Source organism: Sporosarcina sp. FSL K6-5500, from assembly GCF_038005665.1.
GTDB lineage: Bacteria > Bacillota > Bacilli > Bacillales_A > Planococcaceae > Sporosarcina > Sporosarcina psychrophila.
The window spans coordinates 575249-587893 of record NZ_JBBOTP010000001.1 but is presented as its reverse complement, the minus strand read 5'-3'; the positions used below and the strand labels follow the sequence as shown (position 1 = coordinate 587893).

Below are 12645 nucleotides of genomic sequence, written 5' to 3'. Positions count from 1 at the left end.
GTAATCGATTCTTAATTTTTAAACAACTGCAGTTTTCACTTAAACGTTGTAGATACGCGACAGGCAACCCTCCTCTTCTCCTCAGTAAAACTGTCGTGATTAATTTAGCCGAAAGCGAGCAGAAAACGTACTAGTCCAAATGAAGAATTTTGCGCCTACCTTACAAGTAACTTATGCAATAAAAGTGGTTAATCAACAGATGTGAAAAAAGCTGACTCACAAGAGTTCAGCTTTTTTTATTGTGTGAAGAGGTAACCGACCGTATACAATCGTATCCAGAAAATGTGAATAAATAAATATTGAAAGACTATTGCGAAGTGGCGGAATTATAGTTACAATGTTAAGAATCAGATAAATGAAACTGCGTTTCAAATAATGAAACCATTGAGGGGTGTATTAATGGTTCGAACATTAATGGAAGTAGATAAATTACAAGTTGGTATTCAAGATGATGGAATAAAGACTGCGATTGTCAATGGAATTAGTTTTCAATTGAATGAAGGTGAGACGCTTGGAATCGTAGGTGAATCAGGTTGTGGAAAAAGTATGACAGCGCTTTCACTTATGGGATTGCTGCCACCGGGAGTTGAATGGCAAAGTGGGGATATCCATTTGAATGATCTTCATTTTAAAGACTTCAGTAAAAAGGACTGGCGTAAAGTTAGAGGGAAGAAAGTATCGATGATTTTCCAAGAACCGATGAGTTCCTTGAATCCGGTCTATACAGTCGGAAAGCAAATAATAGAAATGATTTTAAATCACGAAAATATCGATAAAAAGCAAGCGAGAGCCCGTGCGCTTGAAATGTTGCAATTAGTGGGAATACCGAGACCTGAACAAGTGCTGGATGAATATCCACACCAGTTGTCAGGTGGGATGCGTCAGCGTGTAATGATTGCGATTGCCATGTCTTGTAATCCGGAAATTTTAATTGCGGATGAACCTACGACCGCATTGGACGTTACGATTCAAGCACAGATTTTGGAACTGATGAAAAAACTGCAGCAACAGTTGAATATGTCAATTGTGCTAATTACACATGACTTGGGCGTTGTTGCTGAAATGTGTGACCGTGTCATCGTTATGTATGCGGGAGAAATTATAGAAGAGGCAAAAATTGTCGATTTATTTGATCAGCCGAAGCATCCCTATACGAAAGGGTTGCTTGCATCATTGCCTGATATTAATGAACAACAAGAATATCTATCTTCTATTCCAGGAATGGTGCCTGCACCAGGTAGTATGCCGAGTGGGTGTCGTTTTGCACCACGCTGCTCAATGGTCCATGAAAGATGTACACAAAGCCCACCGCTAATTGAAACTGAAAATAAAAACAAAGTGAGATGCTGGTTATATGATGAAGCAAAACTGGAGGTGATGACCAAATGATTGAACGGGAAGAACTACTCCGAGTTGAAAACTTGAAGAAATACTTCCCCATTAAAGGGGGAGTATTTGGCAACACGACGACACAACATGTAAAAGCGGTAGATGGAATTACATTCAACGTGAAGAAGGGTGAAACATTCGGAATTGTTGGTGAGTCGGGTTGTGGTAAGAGTACAGCTGGCCGAACAATCATGCGAATGATGGAACCGACAGAAGGGAAAATTTTTTTCCAAGGACAAGATATTACGAATATTAATAAAGATGAAATGCGAAAGTTGCGGAAAGATATCCAAATTGTTTTTCAAGATCCGTATGCATCATTAAATCCAAGAATGCGTGTCTATAAGATTATTGAAGAACCGTTAATCAATTTTGGTATAACGGATAAAGCAGAAAGGCATAGACGCGTGCTTGAAGTTGCTGACCAAGTCGGGTTATCACAGGCACAATTGAAAAGATTACCGCATGAATTTTCGGGTGGTCAGCGTCAACGAATTGGAATTGCACGTGCTTTAATTTCAAAACCAAAACTCATTATAGCGGATGAACCGGTTTCCGCATTGGATGTTTCTATCCAGTCACAAGTATTGAATCTTATGAAAGACTTACAAAAAGAATTTGGCTTGACTTATATTTTCATATCCCATGATTTAAGCGTCATTAAGCATTTTTGTGATCGTATTGGTGTTATGTATTTAGGTAAGATGGTGGAAGTTTCAGAGAAGAATAAGTTATACGACGATCCACTGCATCCTTATTCAAAAGCTTTGTTATCAGCGCTTCCTAGTCCGCACCCACTTCAGAAAAAAGAACGAATTATTTTAAGGGGGGATGTTCCGAGTCCAGCGAGTCCACCGAATGGCTGCACATTCCATCCAAGATGTTTTTCTTGTATGGAGGTCTGTAAAACGGTGAAGCCGGAACTTCAACTTATGGATGAAAATCATTCAGTTTCTTGTCATTTATACAAGACTGCCGAGGTAGAGCATGTATGAGTAAAACGATGGAAAAAGGGTTGCAATTGCTTGATTTATTTACAGAAGATCATCCCTACTGGCGGTTAGATGAAATTTCAGCTTATACAGAAATTCCGAAACCAACAGCACTAAGACTTTTGAGGACATTGGTAGAGGCAGGTTTCTTACAGCGGACACCTGTTGAAAGGAACGGCGCCATAATAGATGGTGACAGCTATTCGCTTGGTTTGAAGTTACTACAGCTAGGCGAACGTGTGGCAAGCGGTTTGGAAATAAGAAATATTGCACTTCCTTTTATGCGGCAATTGCAAATGCAGTTCAATGAGGCTGTTCAACTGATTACACGGGAAAATAATAATGGCGTTTACATTGAAAAAGTGGAAAGCACTCGGCCAGTTAGATTGTACACGCGTGTCGGCAGACATGCCCCGCTTTATGCAGGAGCATGCACGAGGACATTACTATCATTTTTGCCAGATGAAGAAATAGACGCGATATTATCAATGCCTCTTACGAATTATGCCAGCCAGACTCCAAAGTCGGCAGAAGAAGTATGGTCCTTGATTAAGCAAGTTAGAAGTGAAGGATACGCTTATAGTCTGTCGGAGCTTGAAGAAGGAACTGTTTCGATTGCAGTTCCAATATTTAATCGTCATGGCGAGGTAGAATACTCAATCAGTATTGCAGGGTTTCCTGTATCCCTGCCAAAAGAGAACGCGAATCACTTCTTACAATCTCTTTGGGATGCAGCGGCAAATATATCGGAGAAAATAGGCTATACCGATCTGTATCCGTATAGAAATGCACTTAAAAAATCATAGTATGGGGGAGAAATTATGACGAAGAATAAAAATCTAGTTGTTTCATTGTTATTGGTAGTAATGCTTGTGTTAGCAGCTTGTTCAGGCGGCGGAAATGACAAAACAGAAGGAACTAAGAAAGAAGCAAATGGGAAGAATCCCGCGGCTGATCGCGGAAATGAAATAGTCGTTGGTATTAATAGCGATCCACAAAGTTGGGATCCTATCGATACGTTCTTGCTAGACTGGAGTACTGTTGCAATATCAGTATTCGAAGGACTAGTAGAAAGGGATCTTGATTTGGAGTTGCAACCGGGACTTGCAGAAAGCTGGGAATACTTAGATGACAGTACGCTAGAGTTCAAATTACGTCAAGGCGTTGTGTTTCATAATGGAGAACCATTCAATGCAGAAGCAGTGAAGTTTACGTTCGATCGTTTACTGGGTGAAGAGGGACAAAAAGGGCCTCAGTATTCAAACTATAACTCTATTGACTCTGTCGAAGTAAAAGATGAATACACAATTACAATGAAGTTGAATTCCCCAGATCCAGTTTTGCTTACCAAACTAGCCGGATATGGAGCAGTCATTGTACCACCAGGTTATGTGACAGAAGTTTCGGATGAAGAGTTTAATGATAAACCGGTAGGTACAGGTCCATTTAAAATGACAGGTTATAAGCGTGATCAAGAAGTAGTTCTGGAGAAAAATGAAGACTATTGGAAAGAAGGACTTCCAAAACTTGATAAAGTAACCTTCAAAATTATACCTGAAGCTTCTACACGACTTGCAGAACTGCAAACAGGAAAAATTGATATTATGAAACGTGTTGAAGTTGCGCAAACAAAAACAGTGAAAGACACAAACTTTTTAAAGCTTGAAGAAGTTGGAACACCGACTGTATTCTCTTTACGTTTTGATACAGCAAATGCACCTCTTGATAAAAAAGAAGTAAGACAAGCGATTAACTACGCAATTAACAAAGATGAAATTATTGAAGAAATTCTAGGTGGCTATGGTATTCCAATCAGTACGTATCAAAGTGAATTGTCATTTGGTAATAATCCAGATTTGAAACCGTATGCATATGACCCTGAAAAAGCAAAAGAAATGTTAAAAGCAGCTGGAGTTGCTGAAGGAACAGAACTAGATGTATTCATTCCTGGGAATGATGGAAACTTTAAAGAAATCACACAGGCAGTTGCATTTTATCTGGAAGAAGTCGGATTGAAAATGAATATAAACAGTGTAGATAATACAACATTAATTTCAGATTTAATTCCAAACGGTAAAGCAGGCCATATGTACCGCCAAGGCTGGGGTGGTTGGACATTGGACTTCGATAATACAGCGTACTTAATGTACCACGAAGGCGAACAATGGAACCCATCTTTTAAAGATGAAAAAGTAGAAGAATTATTGGCTGCACAGCGAGCAACAGTTGACCAAGATGAGAGACATAAAATTTTCATGGAATTGACAACACTCTTGTATGATTTAGCACCTGAAGTGAACTTGTATCAAGCAGTAGATTTATATGCAGTAAACGAGCGTTTGGAAAACTTCCAACCACCGCATGAAGATCGTATGCGTCTTGAAGAAGTTACTGTCAAATAAGCTGGTTACCGCTAGGCAATAACCAATTCATATAGAGATAGTATGGTCCTCATACTATCTCTTTCTTTTAAAGAGGACGGAGGAAAGAAAATGATTGCATACCTTACCCGGAGGCTATTTCATACAGTTCTAGTCGTTTTAGCTATTTCCGTTATTATATTTTTCTCAATACGATTGACCGGGGATCCTGTGTCCGTCATGTTTTCAGCAGGTGAACCATCTAAAGAAGCGATAGCCGAAGTCAGAACTGCACTCGGATTGGATAAACCATTGTACGTGCAATATGGTATTTTTCTTAAAGGTATAGTCACATTGGACTTTGGTGAATCATTCCGAAGCGGCACACCGGTTATAGGATTAATCTTTGAAAGGCTTGGGGCTACACTAGTGTTAGCACTTGGTGGAATAATTGTTGCGGTTTTGATTGCGTTTCCAGTAGGAATAATATCGGCTGTTAAACGTGGAACACCTGTTGATTTCTTTGGAAGAATATTTTCATTAATAGGTATATCTTTCCCTAACTTTTGGCTTGGGATAATGTTGATTTTGATATTTGCTGTAAATTTAAAATGGTTGCCGTCTTCAGGATTCGATGGTCTTTCATCACTTATCCTGCCGTCAATTACACTCGGAATGATTTTATCGGGTATTTTGGCTAGATTAATCCGATCATCAATGTTGGAAGTGATGAATCAGCAATATATGTCAACTGCGAGGTCGAAAGGAATTAGTGAATGGTCCGTCATTATCAAACACGGATTCCGGAATGCTTTATTGCCGACAATTACATTTTTAGGGTTACAGTTCGGTTCATTACTTGGTGGAACGGTTATTGTTGAACAAGTATTTTCGTGGCCAGGCATCGGACGTTTAATCATTGATGCCATCAATCAACGAGATTATCCGGTCATTCAAGGTGGAGTGATTTTCCTTGCGATTATCATGGTTGTTGTTAATTTAATTGTAGATTTAAGTTATACATTGATAGACCCTCGGATTAAAGCTGGAAGAGGTGGTAAATCATGACAAAGTTGCAAATCGAAGAAGTTGAAACGCGTCCAGAGAAAACAATATTGCAACGTTTTTTCCGTTTTGTTAAGAAAAACCCTGCTGGCTTTGTTGGAATGATTCTAGTGTTTCTAGCGGTCGGTTCGGCACTATTCGCTCCGTGGATTGTATCGTTCGATCCGTCTAAAGCAAGTCTGACCTCTCGATTAGATCCTCCATTTTGGGCCGATCCATCAGGAGAATCAACGTTTTTCCTTGGAGCTGATCAGCTTGGCCGGGATTTATTTAGCCGCATCATTTATGGTGCACGAATTTCATTGATGGTTGGATTTTTTGGGGTCTTAATATCCCTTGTTATCGGTACAATAATGGGGCTAATTTCAGGATTCTTTGGTAAATGGTTGGATGATTTAATTATGCGTGTTGCAGATATTCAACTCGCATTCCCATTCATTTTGTTTGCTATTGTAATTATGAGTGTTCTTGGGACGGGCGTTTGGAAGATTATTATTATTTTAGGAATAACATATTGGGTAGGTTTTGCTCGACTAATTAGGGGTCAAGTTATTTCGTTGAAAGAGCAGGAATTCGTTCATGCAGCAAAGGCAATTGGAGGAACAAACTTTACAATAATACGGAAACATATTTTACCGAACGTTATGTCCTCTATCTTAGTACTGGGAACAATGTATATTGCAGAGTTCATTTTACTCGAGGCATCGCTTACGTTTCTTGGTCTAGGTGTAGATCCAACGATTCCGTCATGGGGCGGTATGCTTGCAGATAGCCGAAACTACATAACATCGGCATGGTGGACATCCGTATTTCCAGGTATAGCAATTATGCTAACAGTGCTTGGCTTTAATTTACTTGGAGATTGGCTTCGCGATAAGTATGATCCGAATATGAAAATGTAGGGGATGAGCAAATGAGTCAGATTTCCGCACTATGGTCACTAGAGGGCATGCTTGTTGATAAAAATAGAGACGGCGTCGTGGATGGTATATCTTTGTTCATTGATTTACCCGAAGGCTTATTGCCAGAAGGACTTATCGATTTTTGCGCAAGAGCGGGGTTTGAAACAACAGCGCTGTCATTTACGTTTTTTGAAGAAGTTGGACAGAAAGTGACGATGTCATTTGAGCATTCAGAAGAAACGACAACGGCTACATTTTTGGATGGAAAACTGGTCTTAACCTTTAAAAATGAACAGGAACTGTCGTCATTGTTACGAGAGTTAGCATTTGGTGAGTTTGATTTAACGGATAAAAAGAACGAACATTTTTATACTGATGTTGAAAGCATAAGTGACATCTGGAGTTTCTCAGGTTTTGGTCAACATACAGAAGCCTCACCAACTAGGACACTTAGCTTACAAATCACAGTAGAAGAGCAGATGATGACAACATTATTGTTGAAAGAATTGTGTCATTTTGCGGCAAGAACTGCTTTACATAGCACTGAAATCCAACACGCTTTAACTGGACAGGATGGGGCACATATCCAGTTTACAGTTGCATCCGGAGAGCAATCAGTATTGACGTTGGAAGAAAAGAATCGAATTCGATTGGCGGGTACGAAAACAGATGTACCGAATGCCCTTCGCACATTGGCAGAAAGCAACCATTGGAGTGAGGGCGGTGCATTTGGTCACTGGGAGCAACACGTTATTGATGACAAGCCACAGTCCCCATTATTAATAGAAGAAAGTTGGTCGGATGAAGGGGAAATTGAACGTGTGATACGTGCAATGCAATCTTTAACAAACTTAGAGCATGCGGATGTTGAAGTGTATCTATCTGAGCCGCGTGAAATCCGTGAACAGCTGGCTGCACAATTGAAGTCGGATTATCCTGCAATGAACTCAATCCGAGTTAGATCGTCATTTAAAACGGGGTTTCATTGGATACAGGAAGAACTGATTTCGGAACTAACTGAGGACATCCGAGAACTGGTCATTGAAGTACAAAAAGAAGAGCGTGCACAAGCTTTGGAGTTACCAATACGTTGGATTCAAGAAATCTATCCGATTGATAGATATATCGAAGAAATAACGGCTATCCGTGCTGATGATGTTACATTTAGCTTAAATAGCGAATTAGAAGGTACTTACGCCGTGTACGGTATGTTACAGAATAACGTGAAAAAACTACTTGGCAAGCTGCAAGTACCTGTATCGAAAATGAACTATGTTGATGGTGAACATGTTGTTTATCCATCAACAAGTGCGGTCCGTATCATTCGTCATGGTGAGGTAATTGAAGAACAAATCATCGAAACAGATCGGGCACAATTTTACCGCTATTATACGGAAGAAATTTTACCGAAACTACGAAAATCTGTTGAACTCTACAATGAAGGACAAGGGCATGTACGACCGTTATTTGATCGGATTGAACTTGACGTCTGGATGAGTGAAGAAGAACAGAAACTTCCGGTTGATGAAGAACGGATTTCATCACTTGAAGCATTACATGAGGATTTGTATTTTAATACGCTCGACTATTTTGCGAAAATGGGTATTGAAGTAGAAGGTAAACCGTTTAATGCACCCGGTGGCGTCCATCCCTATATGCATGTACGCATAGGGGAGAAACCGGAAGCGAGGATTCGTATCTATCAATGGGATGATAAACATACCGTAGATGTAACCACTTCAAGTGTCACATTTACTGCTGATGGTGCCTTTGACCAAGCGTCAATGAATGTGGATAACAAAGTGATTTGCAAGCGAATTGAACAATTTAATTTACCGACTAAACATATTCACGAAGAGGTAAATATGTGGTTAAAAGAACAAAAAAGTTACAAGGTAGTTTATCCGGCTCATTCTTATAATGGACATGCCATTCCAGTCATCGAGTGTTATGAGCCGACAGGTGAAGTATTTGAATCCACATTGAAAATGACATTAATGAAAAAGACAATATTTATAGAAGCAGGCCATCATGCGAATGAAATTTCGAGTATACCTGCCATCTTGGAATTAGTAGACAATTTGGATCTTCAATTTAAAGATCTTTATAAGGAAATGAATGTTGTTGTAATACCATTGGCTAACCCGGATGGTTATGAACTGGTTAAAGAGTTAATGTATGAACACCCCGAATGGAAGCACCACGCAGCAAGGTATAATGCAGTCGGTTTGGAGTTTGCGCATATTCGTTTTCAAAAAACAATGTTTGGTGAAGCGAATGTTTACCCCGAAATTATGCGGAAATGGGCACCGGACATTATCGTTGATGATCACGGAATACCAGCACATGAATGGGTTCAACCTTTTGCAGGTTACAATAGTCCACCTAGATTTCCAGTATCCTATTTTCTCCCGAGCGCTAAGATTTACGGCATTGGCCGCACTTCTCCGGAGGTAAACCATTTACTGCACCAAAGGAATTTGGATAAAATCGTTAGCAATGTAAGTGGATTTATAAAAGATACCAAAATCGCAGTGGAGAATGACTATTGGCAACAACGTTTTATTAAATATGGAAATCAGTGGCTTCCTGAGATCTTCCCAATTGAAGAAGCGGAAGGAATCCATTTCTATACAGAAACAACTGTGACACCAACGTATAAATCTGTTGGGATTATGCGTTATCCTGAATGGGTTGCGGCAGATATTATTTCAGAAGCAGCCGATGAAATCGTCAATGGAGAAGCGCTTTTGGACTGTATCAATGCGCATAAAGTTTTTGATTTGGCGATTATCGATACCTTATTCCAAGCGCAGGTGCAGATAGAAAGGGCAGGTCTCAAAATGAGTCGTCAACGTCCTATCCAATTATAAGAAAGCAGGTCATCATGATGAAAACACTTTTACTTACAGGGTTTGAGCCCTTTTTAAAATTCACTGTTAATCCGACGATGAAAATCGTAGAAGAACTGCATGGCAAAGTGATCGGCAATTACAAAATTCACAGTGAAGTATTGACGGTAGACTTCCAATCATCCGGCGAGCAACTTCTTACTCATATTGAAGCGCTAAAACCAGATGCAGTGATTTCACTGGGGCTTGCGGGAGGCCGTTTTAAAATGACGCCTGAACGGATTGCGATTAATGTGAAAGACGGCGAGCCTGATAATAATGGTAATACGCCTGTTGATGAACAAATTCAAGCGCAAGGTGAAGCGGGATATATGTCAACACTGCCAGTTCGCGCAATGGTTAATCGATTACTAGAAGAAGGGCTGCCGGCTGAAGTTTCAAATACTGCAGGCACATATCTATGCAACAACGTCATGTATGAAGGACTGCATTATGCAGCAACACAACGCCCAACGTTGAAATCGGGTTTTCTTCATATACCTGCTTCACATGAATTGGCGATTGAACATGGCAAAATTCCAAGCTGGTCACATGAAGATTTGAAAAAAGGCGTCGCCGTATGCATCGAAGTGCTATCTGCTGATGAATCCTAACAAGCAAATTATTCCCCGTGCAATGGTGATGAACGAACAAACAATACGTTTCGACTTTGGCCCGGAGACAAGCCGAGAAATCTATCACACAATCCAGCAATTTTGTCAGGTTGTTGAATGTGACAGGAATCATTTACTTGAAGAGGTCGTACCGAGTAATAAAACGGTAACTGTTTTTTTTCGCAAAGAACTTGTGAACCCTAGTGTAATCATTGAACAATTACTGAAAAAGTGGGTGAACAGAACTGACAGTATATTGAGTGTAAACACGCGTACCATTGAAATACCAGTCTGTTATGACACCATGTTTAGTGAAGATATACCGCGGATTTGCAACCATACAGGGCTGACACGTGAAGAGGTAATCGCCATACATACAGGCACAAGCTATAAGGTGTATATGATTGGTTTTTTACCAGGATTTCCGTACCTCGGGGAATTGCCGGAGATACTCCATGTCCCACGTTTGGAAAAACCACGATTAAGCGTACCTAAAGGAACCGTTGGAATTGGAGGCACGCAGACAGGTATTTACCCGATAGAATCTCCTGGAGGTTGGAATATAATTGGGCGGACACCACTCGATCTATACTGTTTGAAACGTGTTGAACCGTTTTTAATACGTGCAGGTGATCAATTGAAATTTCGTTCTATATCTCTTGAAACCTTTAATGAGATGAAAGAAGAGTTAGCGCGTGCACCTGAAATGATTATGCAGTTTGTAAAGGAGGGATTATAATGCGAATTGATCTAAATGCAGATGTCGGTGAAAGTTTTGGTCAATTTAAGATTGGGGAAGATGAAGCCCTTTTCATCTCGATAACATCCGCCAATGTTGCGTGCGGATTTCATGCTGGTGACTTTAATGTTATGCAGAAAACGGTAGACCAAGCGGCTAGACAAAAGGTTTCAATTGGCGCACATCCCGGATATCCTGATTTACAGGGATTTGGAAGAAGAGAGCTGATGATGTCCCCCCGTGAAATTTACAATGCAGTTGTCTATCAAATCGGTGCACTCAAACAATTTTGCGACATACAAGGTGTTACGTTGAACCATGTGAAGCCGCATGGTGCCCTTTATAATACTGCTACGATTAACCGGACTGTTGCTGATGCAATTGCAGAAGCCGTTTATGATGCTGTACCGAATGCGTATTTATATGGGCTTTGTAATAGTGAGTTATTGCAGGCTGGGAATAAAATCGGCCTAAAAACGGCGGGTGAAGCATTTGCAGATCGCAGGTATACGACAGGAGGTACATTGTGCTCCAGGTTATTGCCGGAAGCTGTCCTCCATACATATGAAGAAATTGAAAAACAAGTGATGGATATTGTGTTAAACAAGCAGGTGCAAACAATAACTGGAGAAATGATTTCATTACAAGCAGATACAATTTGTTTCCATGGCGATGGACAGGGTGTGGCGTCCCATGCCCTTCAAATTCGTGAAGCGTTGGCATCTGTTAATGTTCATGTTAGTGCACTAGGAGAAGCGATATGATTCCGTTATTTCGGGTCGTCAAATCTGGCGTCTATGCTACGATACAGGACCAAGGTAGATTCGGTTTCCGGCGTTTCGGTATGCCAGTTGCTGGACCAATGGATAGAGAGGCATTCCAGTTAGGCCAAGATATTATTGGGAATGATGAAGGCACAAATGCGCTAGAACTTTTCTTAGGCGGCTTAATGATAGAGGTATTAACCGATCATAAAATTGTCATTGCAGGAGCAGATTTAGGTGCAATGATTGACGGAGAAACGCCAGCACCACTTTGGAAAACGTTTCAGATTTGGAAAGGGCAAACGATTTCATTTACTAAACCGATTAGCGGTGCGATTGCGTACATCATTCCGGATGGTGGGTATGCTGTTAAGGAGATTTTGGGTAGCAGTTCCAGTTATCCGAGGGGATTAATTGGTGAGACCGTCAAAAAAGAAACTCTCCTTTATGCGAATTCATTAAAACAAAAGCGCTTGAACCGTGGTTTACTTGTTGATAAAATCCCGAATTATACTGAAGACATTACGATTGAATTGTTCAAAAGTCCGCATATGGACCTATTTGAAAAATCGAGTGTGAATACATTTCTAAACTCCAGCTATACGTATCGCGGGGGAGATCGAATGGGGTATTATTTCAACGGGCCCCCACTTGAGTTTATTGAGAGTGGAGACATTGTCAGCGAAGCGACTCAGTTTGGGACTGTGCAGGTCCCGACGAATGGTCAGCCAATTATTCTAATGGCAGATGCTCAAACGACGGGAGGATATGCGACAATCGGTACGGTTGCGAAAGCTGATTTGCCGAAAGTGGCCCAATTGAAAAACGGTGGAACTGTCCAATTTGTATATCGAATGTAGACAATTTTGAAAGCCTTTAGACTAGTTGTAGGAGGTCTTAAGGAATGGAAGGCCAACCTCAAACGTGGT

At 40.5% G+C, this 12645-nt stretch carries 11 protein-coding genes; all 11 read left to right on the top strand.

Annotated elements, in window-relative coordinates:
- The first annotated feature begins 399 nt into the window (after positions 1 to 399).
- The 11 genes from MKX62_RS02695 to MKX62_RS02645 all read left to right on the top strand — a co-directional run bounded on the left by MKX62_RS02695 (position 400) and on the right by MKX62_RS02645 (position 12576).
- Positions 400 to 1389: an ABC transporter ATP-binding protein gene (locus tag MKX62_RS02695; RefSeq protein WP_338655409.1), complete on the top strand. Its 990-nt coding sequence runs from the start codon at positions 400 to 402 to the stop codon at positions 1387 to 1389.
- On the top strand, positions 1386 to 2384 hold the full coding sequence (locus tag MKX62_RS02690; protein WP_338655410.1) for an ABC transporter ATP-binding protein: 999 nt from the start codon (positions 1386 to 1388) through the stop codon (positions 2382 to 2384). The genes MKX62_RS02695 and MKX62_RS02690 overlap by 4 nt, the downstream gene beginning before the upstream one ends.
- Complete coding sequence (locus MKX62_RS02685) at positions 2381 to 3187, top strand: IclR family transcriptional regulator (RefSeq protein WP_338655411.1); 807 nt, start codon at positions 2381 to 2383, stop codon at positions 3185 to 3187. The genes MKX62_RS02690 and MKX62_RS02685 overlap by 4 nt, the downstream gene beginning before the upstream one ends.
- 15 nt (positions 3188 to 3202) lie before the next feature.
- A complete protein-coding gene (locus MKX62_RS02680) occupies positions 3203 to 4783 on the top strand; it encodes an ABC transporter substrate-binding protein (protein ID WP_340740611.1) in 1581 nt (526 codons plus the stop codon).
- 90 nt (positions 4784 to 4873) lie between these two features.
- A complete protein-coding gene (gene nikB / locus MKX62_RS02675; RefSeq protein ID WP_187045654.1) occupies positions 4874 to 5809 on the top strand; it encodes a nickel ABC transporter permease in 936 nt (311 codons plus the stop codon).
- Positions 5806 to 6708: an ABC transporter permease gene (locus MKX62_RS02670; RefSeq protein WP_187045653.1), complete on the top strand. Its 903-nt coding sequence runs from the start codon at positions 5806 to 5808 to the stop codon at positions 6706 to 6708. The genes nikB and MKX62_RS02670 overlap by 4 nt, the downstream gene beginning before the upstream one ends.
- Positions 6709 to 6719: 11 nt before the next feature.
- Positions 6720 to 9581, top strand: coding sequence for a M14 family metallopeptidase (locus MKX62_RS02665; protein WP_338655413.1), 2862 nt, complete (start codon positions 6720 to 6722; stop codon positions 9579 to 9581).
- Between the two features lie 17 nt (positions 9582 to 9598).
- A complete protein-coding gene (pcp, locus tag MKX62_RS02660) occupies positions 9599 to 10213 on the top strand; it encodes a pyroglutamyl-peptidase I (RefSeq protein WP_338655414.1) in 615 nt (204 codons plus the stop codon).
- Positions 10203 to 10952 carry a 5-oxoprolinase subunit PxpB gene (gene pxpB / locus MKX62_RS02655; RefSeq protein ID WP_340740610.1) on the top strand — a complete coding sequence of 250 codons (750 nt, stop codon included), beginning with the start codon at positions 10203 to 10205 and terminating at the stop codon, positions 10950 to 10952. Before pcp ends, pxpB begins: the two co-directional genes overlap by 11 nt.
- Positions 10952 to 11716: a LamB/YcsF family protein gene (locus tag MKX62_RS02650; protein WP_340740609.1), complete on the top strand. Its 765-nt coding sequence runs from the start codon at positions 10952 to 10954 to the stop codon at positions 11714 to 11716. The genes pxpB and MKX62_RS02650 overlap by 1 nt, the downstream gene beginning before the upstream one ends.
- Positions 11713 to 12576: a 5-oxoprolinase subunit C family protein gene (locus MKX62_RS02645; RefSeq protein ID WP_340740608.1), complete on the top strand. Its 864-nt coding sequence runs from the start codon at positions 11713 to 11715 to the stop codon at positions 12574 to 12576. Before MKX62_RS02650 ends, MKX62_RS02645 begins: the two co-directional genes overlap by 4 nt.
- The last annotated feature ends 69 nt before the right edge of the window (positions 12577 to 12645 follow it).

Coding starts and splice junctions, on each gene's coding strand:
- pcp (WP_338655414.1), top strand. CDS start 9,599: ATGAAAACACTTTTACTTACAGGGTTTGAGCCCTTTTTAAAATTCACT.
- MKX62_RS02650 (WP_340740609.1), top strand. CDS start 10,952: ATGCGAATTGATCTAAATGCAGATGTCGGTGAAAGTTTTGGTCAATTT.
- MKX62_RS02685 (WP_338655411.1), top strand. CDS start 2,381: ATGAGTAAAACGATGGAAAAAGGGTTGCAATTGCTTGATTTATTTACA.
- MKX62_RS02645 (WP_340740608.1), top strand. CDS start 11,713: ATGATTCCGTTATTTCGGGTCGTCAAATCTGGCGTCTATGCTACGATA.
- MKX62_RS02695 (WP_338655409.1), top strand. CDS start 400: ATGGTTCGAACATTAATGGAAGTAGATAAATTACAAGTTGGTATTCAA.
- MKX62_RS02670 (WP_187045653.1), top strand. CDS start 5,806: ATGACAAAGTTGCAAATCGAAGAAGTTGAAACGCGTCCAGAGAAAACA.
- pxpB (WP_340740610.1), top strand. CDS start 10,203: ATGAATCCTAACAAGCAAATTATTCCCCGTGCAATGGTGATGAACGAA.
- nikB (WP_187045654.1), top strand. CDS start 4,874: ATGATTGCATACCTTACCCGGAGGCTATTTCATACAGTTCTAGTCGTT.
- MKX62_RS02690 (WP_338655410.1), top strand. CDS start 1,386: ATGATTGAACGGGAAGAACTACTCCGAGTTGAAAACTTGAAGAAATAC.
- MKX62_RS02665 (WP_338655413.1), top strand. CDS start 6,720: ATGAGTCAGATTTCCGCACTATGGTCACTAGAGGGCATGCTTGTTGAT.
- MKX62_RS02680 (WP_340740611.1), top strand. CDS start 3,203: ATGACGAAGAATAAAAATCTAGTTGTTTCATTGTTATTGGTAGTAATG.